The 25,873-nt window shown below is 54.7% G+C and carries 24 protein-coding genes, 4 tRNA genes and 1 pseudogene; 13 read left to right on the top strand and 16 right to left on the bottom strand.

Going from position 1 to position 25,873, the window contains the following annotated elements:
* Positions 1-50: 50 nt before the first annotated feature.
* The 4 genes from PHD44_RS01830 to PHD44_RS01815 all read right to left on the bottom strand — a co-directional run bounded on the left by PHD44_RS01830 (position 51) and on the right by PHD44_RS01815 (position 3,845).
* Positions 51-944 (bottom strand): fructosamine kinase family protein, encoded by an 894-nt coding sequence (locus PHD44_RS01830; RefSeq protein WP_300187402.1) that lies wholly within the window; start codon positions 942-944, stop codon positions 51-53.
* Positions 945-1,125: 181 nt separating this feature from the next.
* A complete protein-coding gene (locus tag PHD44_RS01825) occupies positions 1,126-1,434 on the bottom strand; it encodes a hypothetical protein (RefSeq protein WP_300187399.1) in 309 nt (102 codons plus the stop codon).
* Positions 1,435-1,531: 97 nt separating this feature from the next.
* Positions 1,532-2,305, bottom strand: coding sequence for a M48 family metallopeptidase (locus PHD44_RS01820; protein ID WP_300187396.1), 774 nt, complete (start codon positions 2,303-2,305; stop codon positions 1,532-1,534).
* 22 nt (positions 2,306-2,327) lie between these two features.
* The gene (locus PHD44_RS01815) at positions 2,328-3,845 is read right to left on the bottom strand and encodes a leucyl aminopeptidase (RefSeq protein WP_300187405.1); all 1,518 of its coding nucleotides are present in this window, start codon (positions 3,843-3,845) and stop codon (positions 2,328-2,330) included.
* 139 nt (positions 3,846-3,984) lie between these two features.
* Here PHD44_RS01815 and PHD44_RS01810 point away from each other — a divergent pair, with 139 nt between their 5' ends.
* Positions 3,985-4,272: a hypothetical protein gene (locus tag PHD44_RS01810; protein WP_290677345.1), complete on the top strand. Its 288-nt coding sequence runs from the start codon at positions 3,985-3,987 to the stop codon at positions 4,270-4,272.
* 64 nt (positions 4,273-4,336) lie between these two features.
* On the opposite strand, the gene PHD44_RS01805 is transcribed toward PHD44_RS01810, so the two are convergent.
* Entirely contained in the window at positions 4,337-5,071 is a 735-nt protein-coding gene (locus PHD44_RS01805; protein WP_300187392.1) for a C40 family peptidase, read from the bottom strand.
* Positions 5,007-7,274, bottom strand: a complete 2,268-nt coding sequence (gene rlmKL / locus PHD44_RS01800) for a bifunctional 23S rRNA (guanine(2069)-N(7))-methyltransferase RlmK/23S rRNA (guanine(2445)-N(2))-methyltransferase RlmL (protein WP_300187389.1) — start codon at positions 7,272-7,274, stop codon at positions 5,007-5,009. Before rlmKL ends, PHD44_RS01805 begins: the two co-directional genes overlap by 65 nt.
* Positions 7,275-7,416: 142 nt before the next feature.
* On the opposite strand from rlmKL, the gene PHD44_RS01795 reads away from it, so the two are divergent.
* Entirely contained in the window at positions 7,417-9,111 is a 1,695-nt protein-coding gene (locus PHD44_RS01795; protein ID WP_300187386.1) for an ABC transporter ATP-binding protein, read from the top strand.
* A 54-nt stretch (positions 9,112-9,165) separates the two neighbouring features.
* On the opposite strand, the gene fabB is transcribed toward PHD44_RS01795, so the two are convergent.
* The 4 genes from fabB to PHD44_RS01775 form a co-directional block, all read right to left on the bottom strand.
* Positions 9,166-10,383, bottom strand: a complete 1,218-nt coding sequence (gene fabB / locus PHD44_RS01790; protein WP_300187383.1) for a beta-ketoacyl-ACP synthase I — start codon at positions 10,381-10,383, stop codon at positions 9,166-9,168.
* Between the two features lie 6 nt (positions 10,384-10,389).
* Complete coding sequence (gene fabA, locus PHD44_RS01785; RefSeq protein ID WP_300187380.1) at positions 10,390-10,908, bottom strand: bifunctional 3-hydroxydecanoyl-ACP dehydratase/trans-2-decenoyl-ACP isomerase; 519 nt, start codon at positions 10,906-10,908, stop codon at positions 10,390-10,392.
* A 151-nt stretch (positions 10,909-11,059) separates the two neighbouring features.
* Entirely contained in the window at positions 11,060-11,458 is a 399-nt protein-coding gene (locus tag PHD44_RS01780; RefSeq protein ID WP_300187378.1) for a DUF423 domain-containing protein, read from the bottom strand.
* Between the two features lie 31 nt (positions 11,459-11,489).
* On the bottom strand, positions 11,490-12,059 hold the full coding sequence (locus PHD44_RS01775) for an outer membrane protein assembly factor BamE (protein ID WP_300187375.1): 570 nt from the start codon (positions 12,057-12,059) through the stop codon (positions 11,490-11,492).
* Positions 12,060-12,236: 177 nt separating this feature from the next.
* On the opposite strand from PHD44_RS01775, the gene fur reads away from it, so the two are divergent.
* Positions 12,237-12,656 (top strand): ferric iron uptake transcriptional regulator, encoded by a 420-nt coding sequence (fur, locus tag PHD44_RS01770; protein ID WP_300187372.1) that lies wholly within the window; start codon positions 12,237-12,239, stop codon positions 12,654-12,656.
* A gap of 241 nt (positions 12,657-12,897) precedes the next feature.
* On the opposite strand, the gene PHD44_RS01765 is transcribed toward fur, so the two are convergent.
* Entirely contained in the window at positions 12,898-13,020 is a 123-nt protein-coding gene (locus tag PHD44_RS01765; RefSeq protein WP_300186763.1) for a hypothetical protein, read from the bottom strand.
* Positions 13,021-13,052: 32 nt separating this feature from the next.
* Complete coding sequence (locus PHD44_RS01760) at positions 13,053-13,685, bottom strand: DUF1134 domain-containing protein (protein WP_300187370.1); 633 nt, start codon at positions 13,683-13,685, stop codon at positions 13,053-13,055.
* A 356-nt stretch (positions 13,686-14,041) separates the two neighbouring features.
* Here PHD44_RS01760 and PHD44_RS01755 point away from each other — a divergent pair, with 356 nt between their 5' ends.
* Both PHD44_RS01755 and dcd read left to right on the top strand, forming a co-directional pair.
* Positions 14,042-14,341 carry a hypothetical protein gene (locus PHD44_RS01755; RefSeq protein WP_300187367.1) on the top strand — a complete coding sequence of 100 codons (300 nt, stop codon included), beginning with the start codon at positions 14,042-14,044 and terminating at the stop codon, positions 14,339-14,341.
* Positions 14,342-14,435: 94 nt separating this feature from the next.
* Positions 14,436-15,002: a dCTP deaminase gene (gene dcd, locus PHD44_RS01750; RefSeq protein ID WP_290677371.1), complete on the top strand. Its 567-nt coding sequence runs from the start codon at positions 14,436-14,438 to the stop codon at positions 15,000-15,002.
* Between the two features lie 68 nt (positions 15,003-15,070).
* Here the strand turns inward: dcd and PHD44_RS01745 are convergent, their stop codons facing one another.
* Entirely contained in the window at positions 15,071-15,727 is a 657-nt protein-coding gene (locus tag PHD44_RS01745; protein ID WP_300187361.1) for an HAD family phosphatase, read from the bottom strand.
* Between the two features lie 234 nt (positions 15,728-15,961).
* Between PHD44_RS01745 and PHD44_RS01740 the strand changes: the two genes are divergently transcribed.
* From PHD44_RS01740 to PHD44_RS01705, 8 genes and pseudogenes are all read left to right on the top strand, one after another.
* Positions 15,962-16,504, top strand: coding sequence for an RNA pyrophosphohydrolase (locus PHD44_RS01740; RefSeq protein WP_300187358.1), 543 nt, complete (start codon positions 15,962-15,964; stop codon positions 16,502-16,504).
* Entirely contained in the window at positions 16,494-18,779 is a 2,286-nt protein-coding gene (ptsP, locus tag PHD44_RS01735) for a phosphoenolpyruvate--protein phosphotransferase (protein ID WP_300187355.1), read from the top strand. The genes PHD44_RS01740 and ptsP overlap by 11 nt, the downstream gene beginning before the upstream one ends.
* A 146-nt stretch (positions 18,780-18,925) precedes the next feature.
* Positions 18,926-19,002, top strand: a tRNA-Pro gene (locus PHD44_RS01730).
* Positions 19,003-19,016: 14 nt separating this feature from the next.
* A tRNA-Arg gene (locus PHD44_RS01725) sits at positions 19,017-19,093 on the top strand.
* A gap of 21 nt (positions 19,094-19,114) precedes the next feature.
* A tRNA-His gene (locus PHD44_RS01720) sits at positions 19,115-19,190 on the top strand.
* 203 nt (positions 19,191-19,393) lie between these two features.
* Positions 19,394-19,470 (top strand) — tRNA-Met (locus PHD44_RS01715).
* A 671-nt stretch (positions 19,471-20,141) separates the two neighbouring features.
* Positions 20,142-20,480 (top strand): hypothetical protein, encoded by a 339-nt coding sequence (locus PHD44_RS01710; protein WP_300187352.1) that lies wholly within the window; start codon positions 20,142-20,144, stop codon positions 20,478-20,480.
* A gap of 162 nt (positions 20,481-20,642) precedes the next feature.
* A pseudogene (locus PHD44_RS01705) lies at positions 20,643-20,888 on the top strand (MerR family DNA-binding protein); the annotation flags it as partial.
* 99 nt (positions 20,889-20,987) lie between these two features.
* Here PHD44_RS01705 and eno read toward each other — a convergent pair.
* The 3 genes from eno to ppk2 all read right to left on the bottom strand — a co-directional run bounded on the left by eno (position 20,988) and on the right by ppk2 (position 25,743).
* Positions 20,988-22,283 (bottom strand): phosphopyruvate hydratase, encoded by a 1,296-nt coding sequence (eno, locus tag PHD44_RS01700; RefSeq protein WP_300187350.1) that lies wholly within the window; start codon positions 22,281-22,283, stop codon positions 20,988-20,990.
* An 88-nt stretch (positions 22,284-22,371) separates the two neighbouring features.
* On the bottom strand, positions 22,372-24,885 hold the full coding sequence (locus PHD44_RS01695; protein ID WP_300187348.1) for a plasma-membrane proton-efflux P-type ATPase: 2,514 nt from the start codon (positions 24,883-24,885) through the stop codon (positions 22,372-22,374).
* A 60-nt stretch (positions 24,886-24,945) separates the two neighbouring features.
* On the bottom strand, positions 24,946-25,743 hold the full coding sequence (ppk2, locus tag PHD44_RS01690; protein WP_300187345.1) for a polyphosphate kinase 2: 798 nt from the start codon (positions 25,741-25,743) through the stop codon (positions 24,946-24,948).
* Between the last annotated feature and the right edge of the window lie 130 nt (positions 25,744-25,873).

Raw genomic sequence — 25,873 nt, 5'->3', positions numbered from 1 at the left:
GCACCGTTCAGATGGATTTGCAGCCGATTTCCCTAAAGTCCGACAGGCTCCTAGCTCACTTCTGCCAAAAGTTGTCGAATCATCCGTTCAGCCTGTTGTCCGTAGCTACCACCAAACAGGTTGAAATGGTTGAGGATGTGATACAGGTTATACAGGTTTCTTCGCTGCGCGTAACCTGCATCCAGCGGCCAGACCGATTCGTAGGCTTGGCGTGCCCGGTGCGAGAAACCACCGAACAGTTCCGTCATGGCAATTTCGGCTTCGCGATCGGCGTAATACACGGCGGGATCAAACAATACCGGGGTGCCATCGCGAAGAAACCCGTGATTCCCGCCCCATAAGTCACCGTGGATGAGCGATGGGGTGGGATGGTAATCGGTGAAAAACAGGTTTATTTCGTCCACCAATCGGTAACCCGCCTCGCGTGTTGCAGCCGGGAGACCTCGGGATTCAGCCCAGTCCAGTTGCGGTTTGAGTCTGTGGTTTGCAAAGAAATCCGGCCAATTCCTTTCCCAGACGTTGCGCTGCGGCGAGGCGCCGATGAAGTTGTCCTGATTGAGGCCAAAGGCATGTGCGCCTTGTCTGTGTAGTGTGGCGATCTGCACACCCAAGGCTTCTTCTGCTCGGTTGCCGCTTGAATTGGAGGATATATCCAGCCATTCCATGAGCAAGAATGCCTGTTGTTCGATTACGCCAGTTAATGCGTCATTCGGGACGCGAATATGAGGTGCCAGCAAGTTGAGTCCATCTACTTCGGCTGAGAAATTGGCGGCGGAATCGATAGTATTGATCTTGAGGAATAAACGCCCCTTATCTGTTTGCAGGCATACAGCGTGATGAATACAGCCACCAGCTACTGTGTGCATCGAGATCAGTTGCCGACCGGCGTAGGGATGTGAGACCGGGATTTGCTCAAGTAGATGTTGGATGGTGCCGTCAGACATTTTCAATTGCTGCCTGCCCCCGTTCATACCAATTTCAGAACCTCTCGTTCGACCATCAATACATGCTCAAACAATTCCAGCCGTATATCTCTTCGCAGGAACTGTTTGAGCGCACACCGGAGATTTCCACAGCAGATTTATCCGGATAGAACTGCGAAAAACCTTCCGAGGAGCCCCCAGATCAATGACCTCGGCCACCCATGCCACCACGACTCATACTGCCACTTCCATAACGATACTGTTGCTGGATTCCAGTGCCCTTGCCCTGAGACTGTCTGTTCATGCTTCTGGATTCGTGTTCATTCCGGTTGTTCAGACGCTCGAAATCGGCAGCAGTCGGCGCCTGACGTTGCTGAGATTGAATCTGCTCCTGATTCATGGATTGTACGGTGTACTGGGGGGCGGGCAGGGCATCGGCCCATGCCTGTGATGATAGGGCGGCAATGCCGATCAAAATACTGCCGATTAATGTTGTTTTGGTGGCGCGCATCATGTTTCTCCTCGGTTGATGAATAGCGCCAGTGTGCCGCCAAGTCATTGCGAGGCTATTGCCGAACTGTTACCAACTGTTACCACAGGATTAGGTTTTATACGTCGGATATCCCTTTACGTTTCAAATGGGTATGCCACCTTTGCCAATCCGGCATGAATTGGTCCATGAAAGCATAAAACCGGGCGTTATGGTGCCGTTCGTGGAGATGAACGAGTTCGTGCACAAGGACCATATCGATGCAGCCTGCCGGCATATGTATGAGTTCGAGATTCAGCCAGATTCGCCTGTCGCGAATATTGCAGCTGCCCCAGCGCGTCTTCATTCGTTTGATCCCGATGAAGTTGATCCCGACACCGATTTTTTCGCACCAATGCGGCAAACGAGTCGCGAGATAGTCCTGAAGTGCGACCCTCAACTGTTGCGTGATCGCCTCGTGCAGTTGGGTTTGACTCAAGGTATTCGCACGCGTGAAGACCTGTACCGTTCCATTTTCGATCAGCGTCTGATTCCGTTTGGAATTGGTATGAACACAGATGAGGTGATCCTGATCGAACAGACGGATGGTTGAACCGTCAGAGATCGCATCAGAACGGTTTTGAAGAGTTCTTTGCGATTTGATCTGGGTTTGTTTTTGGAGAATCCAGTCCTGCTTTTCCAGCAGAATCCGGTGGATCAGAGGTAAGGCGATATGGTGGGGCGCGCTAACCTGTAGTTGTGCATCCGCGCGCCCGATGCGCAGATACACGCCCTTGATCGCCTTGCGGGTAAGCTTGAACGCCATGCCAGTCTCTGGCAGAAGTTCGTCGGTGATTACCACCTTGGGCCGCGTCTGCACGTTCGGCGGACGCCTCCGATCCAGACCGAACATGCTTGATTCCTGACGCCTTTAATTACTTGATTTGGCTCTGGGCGTTGGCTCTGGCTCGCTTGAGCAGGAATTCGCTAAGCAGCGCGACCGGCCTGCCGGTGGCGCCCTTGTTATCGCCTGTTACCCAGGCCGTGCCGGCGATGTCGAGGTGTGCCCAACGGTAGTCCTTGGTGAACCGGGATAGGAAGGCGGCCGCAGTGAGTGCACCGCCTTCGCGACCACCGATATTTGCCATATCGGCAAAGTTGCTCTTGAGCTGCGGCTGGTATTCATCCCACAAAGGCAGTTCCCACACCCGGTCTTGACTGATTTCACCGGCCTTGGTGATTTCCTGGGCCAGAGCGCGGGTATTGCTGAACAATCCGCTCGGCACGCGGCCCAGCGCGATGACACAGGCGCCGGTCAGGGTCGCCATGTCGATGACAACATCGGGTTTGAAGCGTTTGGCATAGGTGAGCGCGTCGCAAAGAATCAGTCGGCCTTCGGCATCGGTATTCAACACTTCGATTGTCTGACCGGACATGCTCTTGATGATGTCGCCCGGTTTCAATGCGTTGCCGTCGGGCATGTTTTCCACCGTGGGCACCAAACCCACGACATTGATCGGCAGCTTCAATTCCGCCACGATCGAGATCAGGCCGATGACAGCCGCTGCACCGGCCATGTCGTATTTCATCTGATCCATGTCGAGACCGGGCTTGAGCGAGATGCCGCCGGTGTCGAATGTTACCCCTTTGCCGACCAGCACGATGGGTTCTTCGTCATCACGACCGCCCATGTGTTCCATGATGATGAATTTGGGTGCTTCCGTACTACCCTTGGCGACTGCAAGCAGGGCATTCATTCCCAACGCTTCCATGCGGGACTGATCCAGCACTTCAACAGCAAGGTGCGGATGGGTTTCCATCAACTTGCGGGCCTGATCGGCCAGCGCGGTTGGTGTGCAGAGGTTCGGTGGGAGGTTGGCCAGATTCTTGGTGAGATGAATCCCCGAGCTGATGGCCATGGCTTCGCGCACGTGGTTTTCTGCTTCAAGCAGGCCGCGCCGACTGGGTGTGATGAAGGTGACCTTGCGCAGCGGGCGGCGTGGTCCCGGTTCCGGCGTCGATTTGAACTGGTCGAAGCGGTAAACGGCGGCATCGATGGCCAGTACGCTTTGGCGGAGAATCTGTTCGAAGTCGACCCCTTTGATGTCGATTTCGGTCAGGTGGCTGACGCACTCGGTCGTGCCGCGGTAGTGCAGTGCCTTGACGGCCGCGGTGGTGGCCTTGTTCAGGGCATTGAGGTCAAATTCACGCTCTTTGCCCAGCCCGACCAGCAAAACCCGTTCGGCCTGAATGTTCGGCACCCCATGGATCAGCAGCGTGTCGCCCAGTTCACCTTCCATGTCCCCACGACGGGTAATGGCACTGAGGTGACCATCGCTGGCCTTGTCGATGGTCTCTGCCGCATCTGATAATTTTCTGGCCTCAAAAACGCCGACAATCAGGCAGGAAGATCGCTGTTTTTCCGGTGCGCCACTTTTGACTGAAAATTCCAACACGGCAAAGCTCCTGTAGACTGAGGGAGGAAACGGTGATTCTATCAGATCGGGCCGCTCTATCGTGGTATCTTGAACGAAACCGGCGGTAGAACTGTCACAGACATAACCCTTTTTGATTTTGAGCAGGAAAACGGTCATGAATCCACAACAAGACGATTCCAGGGAAGAATTCGAGCCTGGGGTAGAAAACCCGCATCGCTTTGAGCCTAAATATGCCAAATCGGGTATCGGCCAGTTTTCGAAGGTGTTGATCGTGGTGGGTGCGATCATGACCACAATCGGTGTGATTGGCGGCTTCAGTGCCATGTTCCTGATGAAGGACGGCAGCCACTCGGTGTTTCTCGATCTGTTGATGCTGGCACCGCTCGGTTTTCTGATGGCGTTTACCGGCATTACCGGTTGGGTCATCAGCGGCGGGAAGTAAGTTTGCAGGTATCAAGGCGTCAACAGAGTACCCGCAAGACAGCGAAACAATCGAGTGCCCGGTTCTATTGAGCGTTCAACGCATTTAGATCGGCAGTATCGAATTTTCGCGCACCCGGAACGCGCCCGGCTCCGGCAAAATGCTTACGCCAGTAGGCGTTGTTCAGGTGGGCGAATGTAACGTGCTCGCCCTTTCTGGGCGCGTGGATGAAGCGGTTGTCACCAACATAAATCCCGACATGATCGATCTTGCGACTGCGGATCTTGAAGAACAGCAGGTCACCAGGCTTTAGCTGCGAGCGTGCAATGCGTTCAGTAAAGGCGTATTGGTCACGTGCGGTGCGTGGCAGTTCGATGTCGGCCTTCTTGTATACGTAACTGGTCAGTCCGCTACAGTCGAATCCTTTTTTATTCGATGTGCCGCCCCATTGATAGGCGGTGCCAAGCTGGCTGATCGCCTGCAGGATGGCCTCGGTTGCAGCAGTCCGCACCCCATTCGGGTCATCGATGGCCTTGATCGGTGTCGAGGGAAGCTTCGGGTTTAATGTGCCGTTCCTGAAGGAGTAATTTTCGTCCCCGCTTCGGGTCGAGGCATTAAGCCAACCTAAGCCATTGCTTGCCTGATTACTATCTTCATTCGGGAGTGTGGCGCAACCACCAAGGCCGAATGCAGCGCAAACAATCACCCCCAATGCGGGCAGTAGATGTTTCCTTACGCCCGCATCAATTGTCGCGTTATGCGTCGTCGCGATGCCGGATTTCGAACACACTGCGTCGATTTGGCGTGCGGGCAAAGTCACCTGGCAATGTTTTTCTTGATAAGTCATTGATATTGAATTCATCCAGCAATTTGGGTGACAATGTAAAGCCTTTTAGGTTGTTTGAAAAGATTAAAGTGCCATCGTCACTCAACAGGTGCATGCAGCTGTGCACGATGAATTCATGGTCTCGTTGAATATCCAGGGTGTCCTGCATGGCTTTTGAGTTGGAGAATGTCGGCGGGTCACAGAAAATGACATCGAATCGTTCGGGTTGATAGATGGTATTGCTGCGCTGTTCGAGCCAGTCGAGCACATCGGCGCGAATCAGGCTGTGTTCCGTGCCCACCTTGAGATTGTTCAATGCAAAATTTCGCTCGGCCCAGTCGAGATAGGTGTTCGATAAATCAATCGAAACGGTACGACTGGCGCCCTGATGTGCGGCGCGAACCGATGCGGTAGCGGTATAGCAGAACAGATTGAGCAGTTTTTTCCCGCGCGACAGCTCCGCGACGTGGTTGCGTACCATGCGGTGATCCAGAAACAGTCCGGTATCCAGATAGTCGGTGAGGTTCACCCAGAGGCGGGTGCCGCCTTCGTGAACCACGCGTTCCAGACGCTCCTGTGTGATCTTCTGATATTGCTCTGTGCCGGTCTGGCGCTTGCGTTGCCGCACCACACTATGGTTTTCTGCCAGACCGAGATTCTCGATGACCTGTTCGACAATAATCGATAAGCGTGCACGGGCGAGTTGCGGATCGATTTTGTTCGGAGCCCGGTATTCTTGTATGTCTGCCCAGGTTTCACCGGCCTCATCACGATACAGATCAATGGCACAGTTGAAGTCCGGCAGATCGGCGTCATAGACGCGAAAACAGCACCAGTCCTCACGTTCCGCCAGTTTCTTCAGATGGCGGTAATTTTTTTGCAGGCGATTGGCAAAAGGTGCGGCATCGACCAGTGCTCTTGCCTGTTCGGCTGCGGCACATAACCGATTGGCCAGCCCGATCGGGCCGGGTGCTTCTCGTCTGGCCTTGCCATCGAAACTGCCGCGAATCATATTGATGGCAATACCACTTTGATCCATGGGGAATACGCGCTCGTAGCGCAGCGGCCAGTTTTGCCCTTCACCCTCCGGAAGCAAGAAGGCCCAATACCAGCCATTGAAGCAGCGCTGCCATTGATCGGTCAGTGCCGTCCAGTTGGGTTCGCTACCGAGATCATTCATGTGATCACCGGCGACGTCCAGCCGGTGACCATAGGGCAGGTTGCTCACCACCAGTCCGCGTGTTTTGCCTTCAAACTCGGGGGGGCAGGGGGCTTTCCACGCATCCGCCTCGCGGAAAACCATCAGATGATCAACACCGGCACGTTCCGCATTGGCGCGTGCCGCAGTGATCTGCTCGATATCGATGTCCTGGCCAATCAAGGTCAACTTGTCGATGCCCTCAATCCGTTCGGGTGGATTGTCGAGCACCTGCTTTTGGGCTTGCTCCCGGTGACCCAGCCAGCCAGTTGAGCCGATGCGCTGAACGCGCAAATTCTGCGGCAAGCCCGTCAGGCGGAGGGCCGCTTCGATCAGCAGGGTGCCCGACCCGCACATCGGATCAAATAGCGCGGCGCCCGTGTCGATTTCGGAAGCGACCAGTTGCGGCCAGCGTGCGCGCCACAACATGCCCGCGGCCAGTGTTTCCCGCAGCGGCGCCAGCCCGCCATCGGTGCGATAGCCACGCCGATGCAGCGAGCCGTTCGAGAGTTCAAGCGAGAGCGTGGTGTGTCCACTTGCCGTCAGGTGGCAATGCAAACGGATGTCGGGTTGTTCGCTGTCGATCGTCGGTCGCGAGCCGGTTCGTTCACGAAACTGGTCGACGATTGCATCCTTGATGCGCGTGGCGACGAATCCTGTGTGGCGAAGTGCATCGGTCGAGCCCGTCGCGCTGATGGTGAAATAGCCTTCCGCCGCCAGATGCTTTGACCAGTCGATTTGTTGCACCAGTCGATAAAGTTCATCCGCCGTGGCCGCCTGCCCCGTAATCAGGGTGAGATACACGTGCCCCGCAATGAGACTGTCGCAGACAATGCGATAGGCTTGTTCTGGTGTGGCATCAAGCAGGACACCGAAGGGACGGTCGGATACTTTGGCATCGACCAGGCTGCGTATTTCTTCTGCCAGAGGCGCCTGCATGTCCGGCGCACTCACGACGGTGATCGGCCAGGATAGTGCAGAGGAGGCTAAATCGGTCATGGTATTCTCTCGATAATAATCGCGTGACTGTACCGGAAAAGTGAGTTTCTTGTTGCGCCATTTATGGGGTGGCATCGTGTCTTGGCTGATAAACTGGCCTTGAAATTTATTGAAGCAAGGTTAGTTGTCGAAGGAAGTTTGTATGTCAGTTGAGCCGATACCGGACGTTCTTTCGAGTGATGACCTATGCCCACGCCTAGGATCGGGCCAGCATGATCCCCACCCCGATGGCGGGGCGTTGCTGTCGATCCGCGATTTGACCGCCCATTTCACGCCCGGCGAAGCGGTACTTTCGGCGGTTAGTCTTGACGTGTTGCCCGGTCAGCGAATGGCGCTGGTCGGGGAATCCGGTTCCGGCAAGACGATTACCGCGCTTTCGGTTCTACGGTTGCTGGATAATTTGCAATACACGTCCGGGGCGATCACCTTCGATGGCCAGAATGTACTGACCATGCCCCAGCAAGTCCTTCGCCGCATTCGTGGGCGTGAAATCGGCATGATCTTTCAGGAACCTATGACCGCCTTTAACCCCTTGAAGACCATCGGCCAGCAGATAGCCGAGGTCGCCATTGTGCATGAAGGGCTGACGAGGGCAGAAGCGCACCGCCGTGCCATTGAATGGCTTGAGCGGGTGCGTTTGCCCGATCCTGAGCAACGAGCACAAGTGTTTCCACACCAGCTTTCAGGTGGGCAGCGACAACGGGCCATGATTGCGATGGCGCTGGTTTGTCGCCCCAGATTGCTGATCGCCGATGAACCGACAACGGCACTGGATGTGACGTTGCAGGGCCAGATGATGGATCTGCTGACCGAGCTCCAGCAGGAGATGGGCATGGCCTTGCTGCTGATTACGCACGATCTGCATCTTGTTCGACGCTATGCCGATGCGGTTGCCGTGATGCAGCAGGGCCGGATTGTCGAGCGAGGTGATGTGCGTGAGATTTTTTCATCGCCGCAGCATCCCTATACCCAGCAACTGCTTGCGGCAACGCCAGGGCCCGAGCCTTTGCCCGCCGTTTCCATGGATGCCCCGGTGGTGCTTGGCGCGAGGAATCTCAATGTTGAATTCAAGCAGCCTCGGCAATTCGCTCCGGGTGAGCGACGCTATTGGTGGTTATCCTCCACGGTTCCTTTCCAGGCCCTGACGGATGTTGATCTTTTTGTATCGGCAGGGGAAACATTGGGCGTAATTGGTGAATCGGGTTCGGGAAAAAGCACGTTGGCGCTGGCATTGCTGCGGCTTATTCATTCAAGGGGAGAAATTCTGCTTGAGGGCAGGGCGGTTGAGCACCTGAGTGAATCTGAGTTTCGCCCGCTGCGCCGCCATATCCAGATCGTGTTTCAGGACCCGTTTGGTTCCCTGTCGCCCCGGATGACCATTGGCGAATTGATTGGCGAAGGGCTGCGCGTTCATGAGCCTCGTTTGGGCAAGAACGAATATGCGGCCCGAGTGCAGGAGGCAATGGCCTCCGTCGGACTGGGCGGTGTGGGCCTGCACCGTTATCCGCATGAATTTTCGGGTGGGCAGCGCCAGCGGATTGCCATTGCCCGTGCCTTGATCCTAAAACCTCGTATCCTGATTCTGGATGAACCGACCAGTGCGCTGGATGCAACCGTACAGAAACAGATCCTTGGTCTGCTGCGCGCGCTGCAAGAGCAGTTCGGACTCACCTATGTGTTCATTACCCACGACTTGCGGGTTGTTCGGGCCATGGCCCACCGCGTGATGGTTCTGTATCGGGGTATCGTTGTGGAAACGGGGGCGACCGCGCAGGTGTTTGAGTCGCCGAGTCACGCCTATACCCGGCAACTGCTCGCCAGTGTGATTGATCAATAGATGAAAAAAAACGCCGACTGTGCGGCGTTTTCTCGAATGCACCGTGTGCTCCGGTTAACCCTGATAGCGGCGCATTACCAGTGAGGCATTGGTTCCACCAAAACCGAAGCTGTTCGACAGCACGGTATCGATCTTGACGTTTTCCAGCGTTTTCGCCAGCAGGTTCACACCCTCGGCTTTTGGGTCGATTTCATTGAGGTTGGCAGAGGCAGCAATAAACCGGTTCTGCATCATCAGCAGTGAGTAGATTGCTTCTTGTGCGCCAGCCGCCCCGAGCGAGTGTCCGGTCAGGGATTTGGTTGATGTGATATACGGCTTGTAATCCGGAAAGATCTTCGCCAATGATTCCAACTCACGCATATCGCCGGCAGGCGTACTGGTGCCGTGCGTATTGACGTAATCAATCGGCGTGTCCACGGTAGACAGTGCCTGCTGCATGCAGCGTAAGGCGCCTTCGCCGGACGGCTGAACCATATCGTAACCATCGGACGTGGCGCCATACCCGACAACTTCCGCCAGGATATTCGCGCCTCGAGCCAACGCGTGTTCGAGCTCTTCGAGAACCACCACGCCACCCCCGCCGGAGATGACAAAGCCATCGCGGGTGGCATCGAAGGGGCGGGAGGCAGTATGTGGCGTGTCGTTATACTTGGACGACAAGGCACCCATCGCGTCGAACATCGCCGTTTGTGACCAGTGCAACTCTTCGCCACCGCCTGCAAAGACGATGTCCTGCTTGCCGAACTGGATTTGCTCAACCCCGGAGCCGATGCAGTGTGCAGAGGTTGCGCAGGCCGAACTAATGGAGAAATTGATGCCTTTGATGCCAAACGGTGTCGCCAGACACGCGGAAGTGGTCGAGCTCATCGTGCGTGTGACCATGTAAGGACCAACACGTTTCACGCCCTTCTCGCGAACGATATCGGCCGTTTCGACGATATTGGCGCAAGACGACCCACCAGAACCGACGATCAGACCCGCGCGTGGGTTGGAAACCTGCTCCGGGGTCAACCCGGATTGCTCGATGGCTTCTTTCATGGCGAGGTAGGTATAAGCGGCTGCTGAACCCATGAAACGAAAAAGCTTGCGATCAATCTGATCTTCGGGATTGATTTTCAATGTTCCGGCAACATGCGACCGGAAACCCCGCTCGACTTGCTCCGGGTTGATTTCAATACCTGAACGACCATTTTTCAATGAGTCGAGTACTTCTTTCTGATTGTTCCCAATGCTGGAAACAATCCCCATGCCAGTAATGACGACGCGGCGCATGATGGTTTACTCCGACAATGCTTGTGTATTGGTAAACAGGCCAACACGAAGATCCTTGGCCTCGTAGATGATTTTACCATCGACGGACATTTGGGCATCTGCGATCCCCATGGTCAGTTTACGCATGATGATTCGCTTGATGTCAACTTGATAGGTGATCTTCTGGTTGTCGGGCAGAACTTGTCCTGAAAATTTCACATCACCCACACCAAGTGCGCGACCGTGACCTTTGCCGCCGCTCCAGCCAAGATAGAAGCCGACCAACTGCCACATGGCATCAAGGCCAAGGCAGCCGGGCATCACCGGGTCGCCTTCAAAATGGCAGCCGAAGAACCACAAATCCGGTTTGATCAAAAGTTCTGCAATCATCTCGCCTTTACTGAACTTGCCACCGTCCTTTGCAATCCGCTCAATGCGATCAAACATCAGCATCGGTGGAAGCGGCAACTGGGCGTTACCTTCGCCAAACATTTCGCCTTTGGCGCAGCGGATCAGATCATCGAATTCAAAGCTGGACTGTGTCATGGTTACTCAAATTAAGTTATGCGCAAAGGGTGAATATTACCCGAAACCGGGTTCTTTTTTCCGGGTTTTACAGATTTGTGTGCGTGGCAGGTTGAACATGCGCGAATCGATGGCAGTCCCGGTTTGTTTTCTTGATGCGTTTATTGGCGTTTTAGTTCTGCTTGTAAGGGGGCTTTTTGCCAGGTAAAACGACCTGCACACCCCAGGTCAGCCAACCGAGCATCAATAGTGCGCCGCCGACGGGCGTCAGCAGACCGGGGAGCGTAATCGTGGTGAATACCAATGCATACAGGCTGCCAACGAACAGAACAGTGCCGGTCAGAAAGAATATGCCAGTGACATTGTTGTGATTCGGGTTTTGCGCCAACCAGAGCCCGAACTGAATCATCGCCAGGCTATGAATGAAATGAAACAGGCTGGCTGTAGAAAGAATATGTTGCAGAAACGGCGTAGTGGGTGCCATCGGGCCATGAGCACCCGCCGCGGCCAAGATCGCAGCCAGCAGCGCGTTTGCAATTCCCAGAAAGAGCCAGAGTCGTGGTGCAGTCACGATGCTTCCCTAAAAGTCTGGAGACTGGCGCTTACTGCGAAAGAGCAGGAGCGGTCGGTTCCAATGGGGCACCGCCGCCTAATGACGGGGTCGATGCGGCCGGAGCCGTCAACGAATAGGGATTGGGTGCACCGCTGTTCGTTTCGGTATCCGTGGTTGGGGGTGCTTGATCGGCAGTCTTTTTGGGGTTGCGCAAAGCCTCTGGAATATCTTGCGCCGGTGCTTGTGTCAGAGGGTCGCCACTTTGCTCGATTTTCGCTACCCGGCCATTGGCGTCATACAAGATAACCAGGGTATGTTGGAAAGCTTTTCTCTTGCCGCGTTTGTCGTAGAAGACATAGGTTTCGCGCTGGTTGCGGTGGAAAATGTCCCGTAAAGCGGGTGTGCCGAGAATCTGGTTGACCTCAGCTGCACTCATGCCGACCTGAATTTTGGCGACTTGCTCCGGCTCAAGAATGTTGCCCTGAGCAATATCCGGTTGGTATACCTTGATAAAACTGGGTACGTACACTGAAGAGCAGCCCATCAGCGAGAGGGAAAGCAAGGTCAGGATTGGTAGGGCGCGCAGAGCGCGGCCGGTGGTCAATGGTTTGTGTTGCATGTTTTTTTACGTTTGGTTCTATCAAGAGTCCGGCAATCATACGCAAGTACAGGGTGTTTGTTCCAGATGTTCACGGAGAATAATTGCTTGGCGTGTTCTAAACCAGCGTGTCGGCAGAAGAATCAGGTACAATCCTGACTTAAATCCATGAGTATTTTTTCGGGGCAGAGGTATATTTTGGAACAGAACGATCTGAAGAAAGCAGGGCTCAAGGTCACTTTGCCCCGCGTTAAAATTCTGGAAATCATCGAAAGCAATCCTGATTGGCACATGAGTGCCGAGGACGTATACAAGGAGCTGCTGAACCGCGGAGAAGATATTGGCCTGGCTACCGTGTATCGAGTACTTACTCAATTCGAAGGTGCTGATATTCTCAAGCGGCATCAGTTCGAAGGTGGAAAATCTGTTTTCGAGCTGATTTCAAAAGGTGACCACGACCATCTGGTTTGTATCAAAACCGGTCTGGTCGAAGAGTTTCATGATCCGGTTATTCAGGAACGTATTGCCGCCATTGCCCAGCAGTATGACTTTGACCTGACAGACTATTCTTTGGTGATCTACGGAATCAGTAGCGCGGCGCGCGCCAAGAAGAAATAGTCAAGCCCAACTCTTCCCTCTTCAATGAGGGAAGGTCTGCTTTTGTACAGGTATTACCTAAGGAACCTCTGATTGAATCCTTCGTGGCCGAGACGGGCTTTTGAGGGATGAGTCGCAAGGCGCGGCGCGAAACGGGCTTGCGCCAGCTTAATGCGAAGCAGGCGCAAGCCCGCGTTAATGGTTATTCCATTCGTGAGCGGCGCAACACAGCGGGCTTCCGCCAGCTGCGCGTAAATCGCCCTCAAAAGCCCGTCCCATGCGGGTTGCCGCCCAAAAGCCGCAACACTTCGTTATCGGCCTTGGCATCGTAGCGTAAACTACGACCTGCGGCCTCTGCCTCGTTTTGCGGCTTTTGGATCAGCAACTCGGCTCACGAGGGATTCAATCAGAGGTTCCCTAAAAAGGATTGTACGACTTGTCTCTGGTAAATTGCATGTAACCAACCGATGCGCCTAATCTCAAGCCCACGCCTACTCGGATGGGTGCGACCACAATATCCTGCGAACGCAGATAATCCATGCCTAAACCGCCCACAAAATAAAGTGAACCATTGACGCCGGCAAATCGCTGGAAGATCAGGTCTGTTTGCGGCAGGTTGTATACGAGGATGAACACTTTGCCGGCATCCCCGCCAAAATCCCAGCCCACGGAAGGCCCTTGCCAATACACCGTCGTACGTTGGCCGGACTTGGTGACCAATTCACCTTTGCCGTAACGAACGCCCAGAACGATAGCGCCACCGGCTTCTTCACCTTTGATATATGCATTCGGTCTTCCATAGTCGGCGAATGCCTTGTCCATGAGCTTGGCAATCGCTTCCGCCGACCCGCCGAGGAAGTTTACGGCTTCATTTGTGGTTTCATATTCGTTATAGCTGTTGTTGTCGTTGGTGGCGGTGTTTGTTTGAACGCCCCCAGTTGTGTTCGATGCAGATGGGTTGTTGGCGCATCCGGATAAGGTGCCGGTGATCAGTGCAAGGCTGACACCGATTATCAGGGATTTAAAAAGATGGTTCTTGATCAGGTGCATGTCGATTCCTCCGAATGTCACGTGAGAGTATACGGGATGATGGGGCCGCGTCTGATTTTATCATCGGGTGAGCATCTCAAGTCGGCTCGAAGACCCCGCTGTGCTGCCTGATTGCTCCGAAACACCGAGCTGGCGTCAGTATGTGACGGTTTTCGAGGTGCCCTTTAAATATTCTGCAGGGCATTTTGTGTGCATCAGGCGATTTGAGCTCCCTTTTTCGGTGCGATTGCGTGGGTTGTCGTGACCTCGAAAAAATTTCATTTCATATCAATCAATAGGATGGGTTTATTGGCCCATAGTTTGCTTTGGTGTTCGTATGACTTCGAAGATTAGTTGACACGAATAAAGGAGGGCGAATGGAAGCCGAGTTAATGCAATTGATGGCGCGCTTCAAGCTCAAATTGTTGCGTGTTTTGAGCGTTAAGGTCGACACCTATCGTTTTTTGGCTGATAGGGAGTATGCGATGGCTATTTTAAAAACAGCCGATCAGTGCGAAGACGAAGATTTACTCGTATTGTCCATGCAGGTTTCTGATTATCTCGGTCTTCTTGAGACACCAACAACACCTGATGCTGCAAACAAGCCCGCACCAAAGTCAGAACCTGTCCCTGATAAAGAAAAGAAGGAGCGGTATCTTTTCGGAGCGCGCGGCTAGTCTGGCCACGGGGATGGACGAGATCTGACTGGACAAGGCACGCCGTCAACACCAAAATGCGCCTGCATTGCAATGGATGACGGGGATAGGTGGCATGAGTATTAAATCGGATCGCTGGATTCGTGAAATGGCTGAAAAGCACGGCATGATTGAGCCTTTCGCACCACAACAGGTGCGAGGCGAACAGGGCAATCGTCTGATTTCATATGGTACGTCCAGTTATGGATACGACGTGCGGTGTGCGAACGAGTTCAAGGTGTTCACAAATATCAACTCAACCATCGTCGACCCGAAGTCGTTTGATGAGCGTAGTTTTGTGAACATCGAATCAGATGTCTGCATTATTCCGCCAAACTCGTTTGCCTTGGCCCGAACGATCGAATACTTCCGTATTCCACGAAAGGTGCTGACTATTTGCCTGGGTAAATCCACCTATGCCCGGTGCGGGATTATCGTGAATGTGACCCCGCTCGAACCGGAATGGGAAGGTCATGTCACCCTTGAGTTTTCGAATACGACGCCATTGCCGGCGCGCATTTACGCCAATGAAGGCGTCGCCCAAATGCTGTTTTTGGAATCGGATGAAGAGTGTGAAACTTCATACAGGGATCGTGGCGGCAAATATCAGGGGCAGCGTGGCGTTACCTTACCAACGGCCTGATTCACCCGGTGTGGCCGATCATTTCCATCGAGATGATCGACCACACCTTCCGGGCAGTGAGTCGGTGTTCAATCTCGCAATGAAATAATGGGCCAGCCTTCGTTCAGGGCGTATTCCCGCAGTGCTTTATCCGGATCTACCGCCACAGGATGATCGACCGCATTCAACAAGGGCAGATCATTTCGCGAGTCGGAGTAGAACCAGGTTTTGGTTGGTTGCAGTTGCCGCACTTCCAGCCACTGCGCCAGTGCGGTCTGTTTCCCGGCCTGAAAGGTCGGCGTGCCAACGTAACCTCCGGTGTATTTCCCCTCATTGATGCTTGGTTGGGTCGCGAGCAGATGTTCAATGCCGAACAGTTCGGCGATCGGTTGGGTAACGAAGGCATTGGTTGCCGTAATGATGAGCATCTCATCACCGCGCCGGCGGTGATGTTCAACCAGGTTTTTGGCTTTATCCGTCACCATTGGCGCTATTTTTTCGGCCACGAACTGTTCGCGCCAGGCATGCAACTGCTCGATGGGGTATTTCGCCAAGGGCGCAAGTGAGAAGCGCAGAAATGCATCAATGTCGAGCGTTCCCTGCTGGTATTCTTCATAAAAAATCTGGTTTTGCTGCGCGTATGCTTCGCTGTCCACCGCGCCGATATCGGCCAGAAACTGTCCCCAGGCATGGTCTGAATCGCCAGCGAGCAAGGTGTTATCCAGATCAAAAATTGCCAGTTGCATCTCGTACCTCAGTGTGAAAATCGGGGGAATGAAAACGGATTTTTCCAGACCGTGAAATTACTTTAAACCAGCCTGGCTTTTTGTTTTGCCAAACAGGGTCAACCCGTGGAAAATGACTGCAAGATTCCGACGGGGGCGTGATATATGTCAATTCCTCCTCGGCTGCGGCGGCAGATGGTATCGTCTGTAGGCCTGCCCATTTTGGCGTATGACCTTTTGCATTTGAGTATAACCGTGATCGACCGTGATGGATTTCGCCCGAATGTCGGCATCATTTTAATTAACCAGGCCGGTGAAGTCTTCTGGGGCAAGCGCGCCGGACATCGTTCATGGCAATTCCCTCAGGGGGGAATCAATGATGATGAGCGCCCCCTGGCCGCCATGTACCGTGAGCTGCAAGAAGAAACCGGCCTGAAACCCACAGATGTCGAAGTAATCAGTTGGACCTGCGGGTGGCTTCGTTACCGCCTGCCACGCAATATGATACGGCGCCATTTATTCCCCACCTGTATCGGCCAGAAGCAGAAATGGTTTCTGTTGCGTCTGCGTTCCCCCGAGTCAGCCTTTGATTTAAATGCTTCTGACAAGCCAGAGTTTGATGGCTGGGCGTGGCGTTCGTACTGGTCGATTCTGCCTGAAGTCATTTACTTCAAGCGTTCGGTTTACCAGGAAGCAATGTTATTCCTTTCCGGGGCAGCAAATGCCGGTACACCGCCCGAATCCCTGCTGATTGCAGAGGAAGTAACTCAGGACAAGGAGTCCGTACATGCTCGATGAATTGCGTCGAATAGTCACCGAGGTTGCGCAGTCGGTTGACTTGCGAACGGCTCTTGATTTGATTGCCCGGCGGGTGCGTGATGCACTGAATGTTGATGTTTGCTCTGTTTATGTGCTGACACGAGCTGTGCCGGCCCAGGAAGCGGGGTTGCTCTTGCAGGCGACGGAAGGTTTGAACAAGACCATGATCGGTCGGGTCACGCTTGCCTTAAATGAGGGCTTGGTCGGGTTGGTTGCTCGTCGAGCCGAACTGGTCAATCTGGAGAATGCACCCGATCACCCTGCATTCAAGTTCGTTTCCGATATTGGCGAGGAGTTCTACCACGGCTTCCTTGGTGTGCCAATTATTTACCGGGGTGACGTGCTGGGTGTGCTCGTTGTGCAATCGATCGAGCGGCGGAAATTTTCGTCGGATCAAGAATCGTTTCTTGTCACGCTGGCTTCCCAATTGGCATCAGGTATCAGACAGGCTCAAGTCAGCGGCGAGTTGTCTCAGCATGAGGATCCGGCGGCTGATTTGGGTGCTGCTGTCGTTGCCCGAGGCTTGCCGGGTTCACCAGGCATTGTCTTTGGTACGGCGGTCAGCGTACTTAATTCTGTCGATCTTGAAAGTGTTGCCGATAGAGTCGTCGAAGATCCTGCGCTTGAGTGGCAGGTACTGCTCTCTGCAATAGATGCCGTTCGTTCCGAGTTTGCCCAACTCAAGGCGGACTTCGCGCGTGCCGCTGGCAATGCAGATGAAAACATCCTTTTTGATGCCTTCATTATGATGCTCGGCAGTAGCACGTTCATCGGTAGTATGGAATCTCGCGTGCAAGCGGGGATGTCGGCCTCGGCGGCACTCAGAGACACGGTGCGCGAGCACGCGGCAGTATTTGAACACATGAGTGATCCGTATCTGCGCGAACGTGCGCAGGATGTACGTGATCTCGGCACCCGTATTCTGGTGAAGCTGCGGGCGCGTACACAAGATGAGCGAGATCTGCCCGAGCGCATCGTTCTTATCGGGCGGGATCTTTCGGCATCCCATCTGGCCGAGATCCCGACCGATCGGTTGGTGGGGATTGTATCCAGCAGTGGTACGGGTTCATCGCATCTGGCCATTCTGGCGCGTGCATTGGGTATTCCCGCTGCGATGGGTGTGTCGGATTTGCCTATCGTGTCGTTGAATGGCCAGGAAGTCGTCGTCGACGGCTACCGGGGGTTGTTGATCGTTCGTCCGGTCGGCTCTTTCCGGCAAGAGCTTTCGCGCCTCGCGCAGGAAGAAGCGCAACTTACGGCCGGCCTCAAGGCACTTTGTGACCTGCCTGCACAGTCGCTCGATGGTTTTCGCATGGGGATGTACGTCAATATCGGCTTGTTGGCCGATATGGCCCCGTCGATGACGGTGGGTGCCGAAGGTATCGGTCTCTACCGTACGGAAATTCCATTTCAAATCCGCAAACAGTTTCCAGGTGAAGAGGACCAAGCGGCGATCTATCGGGAAGCGCTTGAAACCTTCAGAGGAAAGGAGGTGGTACTGCGGACACTGGATGTCGGTGGAGACAAGCCGCTTTCCTATTTCCCGATCAAGGAAGATAACCCGTTCCTCGGGTGGCGCGGCATTCGGCTGGTGCTGGATCATCCCGAAATTTTCCTCACGCAGATCCGGGCCATGCTACGTGCTTCCATCGGGTTGGATAATCTCAGCATCCTTCTGCCCATGATCGGTTCCGTTGAAGAATTGGAAACGGCAAAAGAGTACATCTTCCAGGCGCTGAATGAATTGAGGGAAGAGGAGCAGACGATTTCCACTCCGCGCATCGGTGTCATGATTGAAGTGCCATCTGCGGTATACCAGATCGATATCATCGCAGCCATGGTGGATTTCCTATCCATCGGCACCAATGATCTGACGCAGTATATTCTGGCCATCGACCGCAATAATGAGCGTGTGGCTGCTCGTTATGATGCGTTGCACCCTGCCGTACTGCGCGCAATCGTTGAAGTGGTTGATGCATCGCACCTGCTGGGGCGGGAGGTCACGGTTTGTGGCGAGTTGGCGGGCGACCCGATGGGTGCGGTATTGCTCCTCGGGATGGGTATCGACGTGCTCTCGATGAGCGCGGGATCATTGCCTCGGATTAAATGGGTAATTCAAAGCTTCAAGCAGGCCGATGCACGGCAATTGCTCTTTGCAGCTCTCGAGTGCAGTCGTCCGGTTCAAATTCGGGCCATGCTCTCCCTGGCGCTTGAGGAGCGAGGGCTGGGTGGCCTGATCCGGGCTGGCTCCTGAACACGGTCATGAACCATTTTTCCGTTAATGGCTAATTGGCCAAGTTTACGGTTGACAATCCTTGTACGGATGCCTAATATGCGCGCTTCTTGTGATCCGGGTGCATCCTGGGGAAACAAGATACTGTAAGGCTTTGAGCCTTGCTTCGGAGTGTAGCGCAGTCTGGTAGCGCACCTGGTTTGGGACCAGGTGGTCGTAGGTTCAAATCCTATCACTCCGACCAAATTTGCATCACTTGCGCCCGTAGCTCATCCGGATAGAGCATCGGCCTTCTAAGCCGAGGGTAGCGGGTTCGAGTCCTGCCGGGCGCGCCAAACGCGCTCATTCAAACAATGGTGGCCGTAGCTCAGTTGGTAGAGTCCCGGATTGTGATTCCGGTTGTCGTGGGTTCGAACCCCATCGGTCACCCCATATGTATCAAGCAAAAAACCCGTGAACAGCGGGTTTTTTGTTGGCTGAGTTATTCAGTTTTTTGAGACTGTTCGGACCAAATAAGCCTGCCCGTTTGATTTAGATTTGGAGCGGTGTACTGGATAGGCTCGATAAGTCAGTTTTTGTTACGGGAGCGTATTGACGCGCTCACTAATGGCGGCTAATATGCGCCACCTGTTTTCGGCTATATAGCTCAGTCGGTTAGAGCACAGCACTCATAATGCTGGGGTCGGTGGTTCGAGTCCACCTATAGCCACCAAATAAGTTGTTGATTTTAAAAAAATCGATCAAACAATATTGAACCGAATTAAAGCCGCCTTGTGCGGTTTTTTTTGTGCCTTTTTGTGGATAAGGGATGCATTTTTTGATGCAACTTTTTTACCACTCTGGCAACGATCCACATGAATCTCCAGCAGGATTTCCAAGCGCAATATCCGCAGAATTCCAAAATAATAGCTCGATTCATCAGGGTGTCGGCCATGTGGTCTGTTTGCTCAGAGGCCCTTGATGAAAATCAAATCCAAGAGTGGCTTGCTCAGCTCGATTGATCTGATCTGATCTGATCTGATGAAGCGTTGATCTGAGGTTTTAAGGCGTGCGGCACAGCTTGAATGATATGTCGTGAAAACTGCGCAATGAAGTCGTTGCCGATCTCAAGCGTATGTTCACCGGTGCCACCAACAATAAGTCGGTCGTATTACCGTTGACCCGCACTGAACCTCCCGTTCCCTTCAAAATCGATGCGAGTGGAAAAATCGTTGAAATTTCAGAATGAAGCTGGACAGGAGTAGAGTTCGTCATCAGAAAGTGTTGTTAGTGTTTAGGGATTGTTTGTTCAGGAGTCATATCCGTTCCAATCAGTTAACTGATTTTATGCCAGCTTTATGGAAAATTCAGGTATGCATGGTTGGCTTTAAAATCAGGTGGCATATGCTGAGAGTATTGATCATTGAGTTCTTGCTGACCGGCGTGATTGGTGCGGTCTTTTTTCGGCTGGCTTGGGCCGCGACAAAAAACCACTGGGTCTCATGGGTTGTTGTCTTGGTTCCGGCTATCTTTTTCTCATTCCTTATTCAGGCAGATCTTGACGCGGATCTGATCCACGAATTGATGGGGGCGTCTTCTGAGATACATTTACCTAGCCCTGTACTAGTCGATTTAAATCGCTTTCTTGGATGGGTTATCGGGGCAGGCCTGGCTGCAGTCATTGTTGCTAAACGAAAGAAAAAAGGACTCGAAGATGACAATCCGTTCAAGGATTTTCCCTGATGGGTGTTCGTGCTGACCAGGTATATTGATCATGCTTGGTTAATCTTATTATCAAGTCATAGTCGTACGTCAGCTTGGGCTCACGCCTGAAAAGTCGATTCGTCTCACCCGGCGCAGCAGGATAGCTGCTTCACGTCCTTGGTAAAGGTTTGGGCGCAGAGTTTTAGCCTGAGCGAAATCGCCGAACTGCTGCACCTTGTGGACGGCACGCATTGCGACGAAGCCAGCCGCTTGGCCGAGCATAAGCTCCAAGATGTGCGCGAGAAGATAGCGGACTTGTCTCGCATGGAATCCGTACTGTCCGCGCTTGTTTGCGCCTGCCATGCACGGAAGGGGAGTGTTTCCTGCCCGCTGATTGCGTCGCTACAGAGCGAAGCCAGCCCGATGGGTGCGGATATGCCTCGATGACGACCGGCATCAAAGTCATTCTTGGTTTAATCCAAGACGGTGAGTTCACCGGATTATGGTTCGATTTTTTTCAACCTCGTGCAGCATAAGGTTTCGATACTAAAACCGGATGGGGCGCACATAGGCTGTCTTGCCCGCATAGTGTCCGGCGCTGCCTAGCGTTTCTTCGATGCGCATGAGCTGGTTGTATTTTTCAACACGTTCCCCGCGTGCGGGGGCGCCGGTTTTGAGATGGCCGGTATCGAGGGCGACCGTCATGTCGGCAATGAAACTGTCGATGGTTTCCCCCGACCGGTGCGAGACAAACGCGCCCCAACCATGATCCCGCGCCAGACGCGTCGCAGCGATGGTCTCGGTGAGGGTGCCGATCTGGTTGAGCTTGATCAATACCGCATTGGCAATATCTTCCTCAATCCCCTTGGCAATAATCGTCGGATTGGTACAGAAAATATCATCCCCAACCAGTTCGATTTGTCCCCCAATTGCCTGATTGAGCTGCTTCCAGCCTGACCAGTCGTTTTCGGCCATGCCGTCTTCAAGCAGGGCGATGGGGTAGTCTGTGATCAAGCGCGTGTAATACTCAACCATTTGCGCCGGATCAAGCGTACGATTCTCCGCGCGCAAGTGGTATTGACCGTCCTTGAAAAACTCGCTGGATGCAGGATCAATGGCGATACCGACATCCGCACCCGGTCGCAATCCGGCGGCTGATATGGCCTCAAGGATCAGTTCGATCGGTGCCTTGTTACTGGATACGTGCGGGGCAAAACCACCCTCGTCGCCAACACCAACCGATAACCCTTTCTTTTGTAACAATGATTGCAGGGCATGATAAATCTCCGCGCCCCATTCAACCGCTTCGCGCAATGTATTCGCGCCATAGGGTGCAATCATGAACTCCTGAAAATCGGCACCCTGCCAATGCGCGTGAACGCCACCATTCATGATGTTCATGTGCGGCACGGGCAGGCGTGTGGCACCGGGCCCGCCAAGATACTGATAGAGCGGCAAACCCGATGCCATGGCCGCTGCTCGTGCAACGGCCAGAGAGACGCCAAGGATGGCATTGGCGCCCAGTTTTGATTTGTTTTCGGTGCCATCGAGCTCGATCATCATCGCATCAATGGCCGCCTGGTGACGCGCATCCTGCCCGATCAGCACAGGGGCGATGGTCTCGTGGACATGCTTGACGGCATTTTTAACGCCCTTGCCCCCAAAACGTGCGGGATCACCATCACGCAGTTCAGCCGCTTCTCTTTGGCCGGTCGAGGCACCCGATGGTACCGCTGCCCGCGCAACCAGCCCGTCGGCAAGGTGACATTCAACCTCGATGGTCGGATTACCGCGGGAATCCAGAATCTCGCGGGCATGGAGTCGGTTAATTGTGAACGTCATTTTTCATCTCTCCGCCAGGTGTTTGGTTGGGGTGATCAGGGCAGGGGGTAAATTTTTTCTTTTGCGTCCGTTCAGAGGCAACTGGTCTTCAGGTGCGGGGCTTTCGTAGGTCGGCATGGGGGTGCAGGGGGGTGTTCAAATTTCCAAGAAAACTGCGATGACGAGGTGAAGAGCGGTTGAAGCGGTTGTATACCGCAAGCTTTGCCCAGTCCTCGATGAATATCCACACGATGCAGTAAGCCCAGATCAGTGCCACGTCGCTCCAGCCGATCGGCGTGATGAGGCCGAACGGGAAAAGCACGAACAGCGTTGCCAGCACCTTGGTGAGGATGGCCGACCACAGCAGCAGCGGCGACGGGAACGGCCGACTCCAGAACGGTTTGTGGGTGCGGGCGACGAACAGCGTGAGGTGTCCGGCGACGGCCAGCTTGAGAAAGATGAAGGTCTGGATCTGGTCGATCGACAGATGCATCCATTCCCTCGCGATCCAGAGCAGACCAAAGGTTTCCACAACCCCGATCAGGCCGAGCACCGTCGAGACGGTCAGCACACGGTGCATGTTCCAGCGCACCGGCTTGGGATCGAGCCAGGTGTTGTCGTAGGCGATGGCCATGATCGGCAGGTCGTTGAAGAAGGCCAGCAGGATGATCATGATCGCGGTGATCGGGTAGAAGTCGAACACGATCATCGCCAGCACGACGAAGAACATGATGCGAATGGTTTCCACGATGCGGTAGATCGCATATGAGTTCATGCGCTCGAAGATGCGCCGGGCTTCCTCGACTGCGCTGACGATGGTGGATAAACCCGGCGCAGTCAGGATCAGGTCGGCGGCGGCGCGCGCGGCGTCGGTGGCGCCGGAGACGGCGATGCCAACATCCGCCTGCTTGAGGGCGGGAGCGTCGTTGACGCCGTCACCGGTCATGGCGACCAGATGGCCGCGGTTCTGCAGTGTTTTGACGATGCCGTATTTATGCTGCGGGAAGACCTGGGCAAAGCCGTCGGCCGTTTCGATCCGTTCGGCAGCGTCGGGTGGGGCATTGGCGCTGTCGCCGACAAATAGTTCGGTGGCGGGCTGGATGTTCTTGCCCATGCCGAGTTGACCGGCGATCTCGCGGGCGATGGCGACATTGTCGCCGGTGACCATCTTGACCTCGATGCCGTGTTCAATGGCATGCCGGATGGTCTGGGCGGAGTCCTCGCGCGGTGGGTCGAACAGCGGCAGGATGCCGAGGAACGTCCAGGTTTTGCCCTCGTCGTCCGAGCGCGCCACGCCAAGCGTGCGGTAACCCTTGGCGGCAAAATCATCGACCAGTTGATTGGCGCGCGTGGCTTCATCGCCGCTCAGCCTGGCCAGTTCCATGATGACCTGCGGCGCGCCTTTGGTGGTGCGGAATGCTTTGCCGTCGGTCCCCTTGATTTGTCCCTCGGTGCGTTTGCTTACCGGGTCGAAGGGAGTGAAGCCGATCTGGGTATAGCCATCCAGCGCTTTGGCGTCGCTCAGGCCGCCGATAACAGCCAGGTCGATGGCGTCCTTGTCTTCGGCCTTTGAGGCCAGCGCGGCGGCAAGGATCAGCGCTTGGGCGTCCGTAGCCTGGAACACCGCTGGATCACCGAGTGTGAGCTTGTTTTGAGTCAGCGTGCCGGTCTTGTCCGAGCAGAGGATGTCCACGCCAGCCATTTCCTCGATCGATTGCAGACGCGAGACGATGGCTTTCTTTTTCGACAGGGCGAGCGCGCCGACCGCCATGGTCACCGACAATACCGCCGGCATGGCGACCGGGATCGAGGCGACGGTTAGGATCAGCGCGAACTGCACCAGATCGAGCAGCGGCGCATGGCGGAACAGTTGCACGATGATCAGCACAGCCACCAGCGCCAGACTCAGATAAATGAGGTAATCGCCGATGGCCAGCACGGCCTTCTGGAAGTGCGAGACGGCACCGGCGTCTTCGACCAGTTTGGCGGTCTTGCCGAAGAAGGTATCGCCCCCAGTGGCGGTGACCACGGCGATCATCTCGCCCTGTTTGGCCACCGAGCCGGAATAGGCGACCTCACCGGGTTTCTTGTTTACCGGCAGCGATTCGCCGGTGAGCACGGATTGATCCACCGCCAGATATTCGCCCTCAACCAGCTTGGTGTCGGCTGGGATGATGTCGCCCAGCCGGAGGCGGATGACGTCGCCCGGCACCAGTTCGGCGGCGTCCACTTCTCGCCATTGACCATCGCGCAGCACGCGCGCCTTGAGCGCGAGCTGACTCTTGAGCGCATCCAGGGCGTTGGCGGCCTTGAACTCCTGCCAGAAGCCGATCCCCGCGTTGAAGATCAGCAGGGCGAGGATGATGGTGAAGTCATCCCAGTGTTGAACCAGCGCGGAGAGAATGGCGGCGATTTCGATCATCCACGGGATCGGCCCCCAGAAATAGCTCAAAAAACGCTGCAGCGGGCTGATTTTTTTCTCTTCCAACGCATTACGGCCGAACTGCGTCAGACGCTGCTGAGCTTCAGCCGAGGCGAGTCCTTGAGGGGTGCTGCCGAGTTGCTTGAACACATCGTCTATGCCCAGTTTTTCGACCTGTTGACTATCAATGCTCTTGATCATTGTGGACTCCTTGCCCTTTTGGCAGTGGTGCTCGGGAAGCGATCTGCATATCCAGGATCATCAGGGGGCGATCATTCCGTTATCGAGGTAGGCTTCGGCGTAGGTAAAGACGATGTCGGGATTAGGACGGATCAGCGCATGATCCTTGTCGGCGTAATCCAGTCGTTCGAGCAAATCCTTGATCAGATTGAGACGGGCAAACTTCTTGTCGTTGGCGCGTACCACAGTCCAAGGCGCCAGCGCGCTGTGCGTACGTGCAAACATCTCGTTGCGCGCTGCGCTGTAGTCACCCCAGTGTTTTTGCGCCACGGCGTCGATCGGGCTCATCTTCCATTGCTTGAGCGGATCGGTGCGGCGGGCGGCGAGGCGTTTTTTCTGCTCATCTTTGCTGATATCGAGGTAGTACTTGAACAGGCGAATGCCGGAGCGGATCAGCATCTGCTCGAAGGCTGGCACGGTCTCCATGAATTCCTCGTACTCGGCGTCGGTGCAAAAACCCATTACCCGCTCGACACCGGCACGGTTGTACCAACTGCGGTTGAACAGCACCATCTCCTCGGCCGACGGCAAGTGCGGCACATAGCGCTGGAAGTACCAGCTCGTGCGGTCTCGTTCGGACGGTTTACCCAGCGCGACCACCCGCGTTTCGCGTGGCGAGAGGTGCTGGATGATGCGCTTGATGGTGCCGTCCTTGCCGCCACTATCCCGCCCTTCAAGGATGACCAGAATACGTTCGCCCCGGGCGATGAAATGCTTTTGCAGTTTGACCAACTCGACCTGCAGACCATGCAATTCATGCTTATAGTCCTTTTTGGTCGGCGTTTGTGGGTATGCCGCAGATGGTGTGCGATGTGCCATGGATATGTACCTCCGGTGGCCCTCGCGGCAAAAAACCGCGATGAGTTGATTTATGAGTGTTGACTGCGGTTCAAGTTCATCTCTGTTTGAGGCATGGCATTCAAAGTGTCCGTTTTCGATGCCTTGGCGG

Source organism: Halothiobacillus sp. (assembly GCF_028710545.1).
Lineage (GTDB): Bacteria > Pseudomonadota > Gammaproteobacteria > Halothiobacillales > Halothiobacillaceae > Halothiobacillus.
Note: the sequence above shows the minus strand (reverse complement) of the source record. Positions and strands in the feature narration are given on the sequence as shown.

Coding starts and splice junctions, on each gene's coding strand:
- PHD44_RS01830 (WP_300187402.1), bottom strand. CDS start 944: ATGTCTGACGGCACCATCCAACATCTACTTGAGCAAATCCCGGTCTCA.
- PHD44_RS01825 (WP_300187399.1), bottom strand. CDS start 1,434: ATGCGCGCCACCAAAACAACATTAATCGGCAGTATTTTGATCGGCATT.
- PHD44_RS01820 (WP_300187396.1), bottom strand. CDS start 2,305: ATGTTCGGTCTGGATCGGAGGCGTCCGCCGAACGTGCAGACGCGGCCC.
- PHD44_RS01810 (WP_290677345.1), top strand. CDS start 3,985: ATGAATCCACAACAAGACGATTCCAGGGAAGAATTCGAGCCTGGGGTA.
- rlmKL (WP_300187389.1), bottom strand. CDS start 7,274: ATGACCGATTTAGCCTCCTCTGCACTATCCTGGCCGATCACCGTCGTG.
- PHD44_RS01795 (WP_300187386.1), top strand. CDS start 7,417: ATGTCAGTTGAGCCGATACCGGACGTTCTTTCGAGTGATGACCTATGC.
- fabB (WP_300187383.1), bottom strand. CDS start 10,383: ATGCGCCGCGTCGTCATTACTGGCATGGGGATTGTTTCCAGCATTGGG.
- fabA (WP_300187380.1), bottom strand. CDS start 10,908: ATGACACAGTCCAGCTTTGAATTCGATGATCTGATCCGCTGCGCCAAA.
- PHD44_RS01775 (WP_300187375.1), bottom strand. CDS start 12,059: ATGCAACACAAACCATTGACCACCGGCCGCGCTCTGCGCGCCCTACCA.
- PHD44_RS01760 (WP_300187370.1), bottom strand. CDS start 13,685: ATGCACCTGATCAAGAACCATCTTTTTAAATCCCTGATAATCGGTGTC.
- PHD44_RS01755 (WP_300187367.1), top strand. CDS start 14,042: ATGGAAGCCGAGTTAATGCAATTGATGGCGCGCTTCAAGCTCAAATTG.
- dcd (WP_290677371.1), top strand. CDS start 14,436: ATGAGTATTAAATCGGATCGCTGGATTCGTGAAATGGCTGAAAAGCAC.
- PHD44_RS01745 (WP_300187361.1), bottom strand. CDS start 15,727: ATGCAACTGGCAATTTTTGATCTGGATAACACCTTGCTCGCTGGCGAT.
- ptsP (WP_300187355.1), top strand. CDS start 16,494: ATGCTCGATGAATTGCGTCGAATAGTCACCGAGGTTGCGCAGTCGGTT.
- PHD44_RS01710 (WP_300187352.1), top strand. CDS start 20,142: ATGCTGAGAGTATTGATCATTGAGTTCTTGCTGACCGGCGTGATTGGT.
- eno (WP_300187350.1), bottom strand. CDS start 22,283: ATGACGTTCACAATTAACCGACTCCATGCCCGCGAGATTCTGGATTCC.
- PHD44_RS01695 (WP_300187348.1), bottom strand. CDS start 24,885: ATGATCAAGAGCATTGATAGTCAACAGGTCGAAAAACTGGGCATAGAC.
- ppk2 (WP_300187345.1), bottom strand. CDS start 25,743: ATGGCACATCGCACACCATCTGCGGCATACCCACAAACGCCGACCAAA.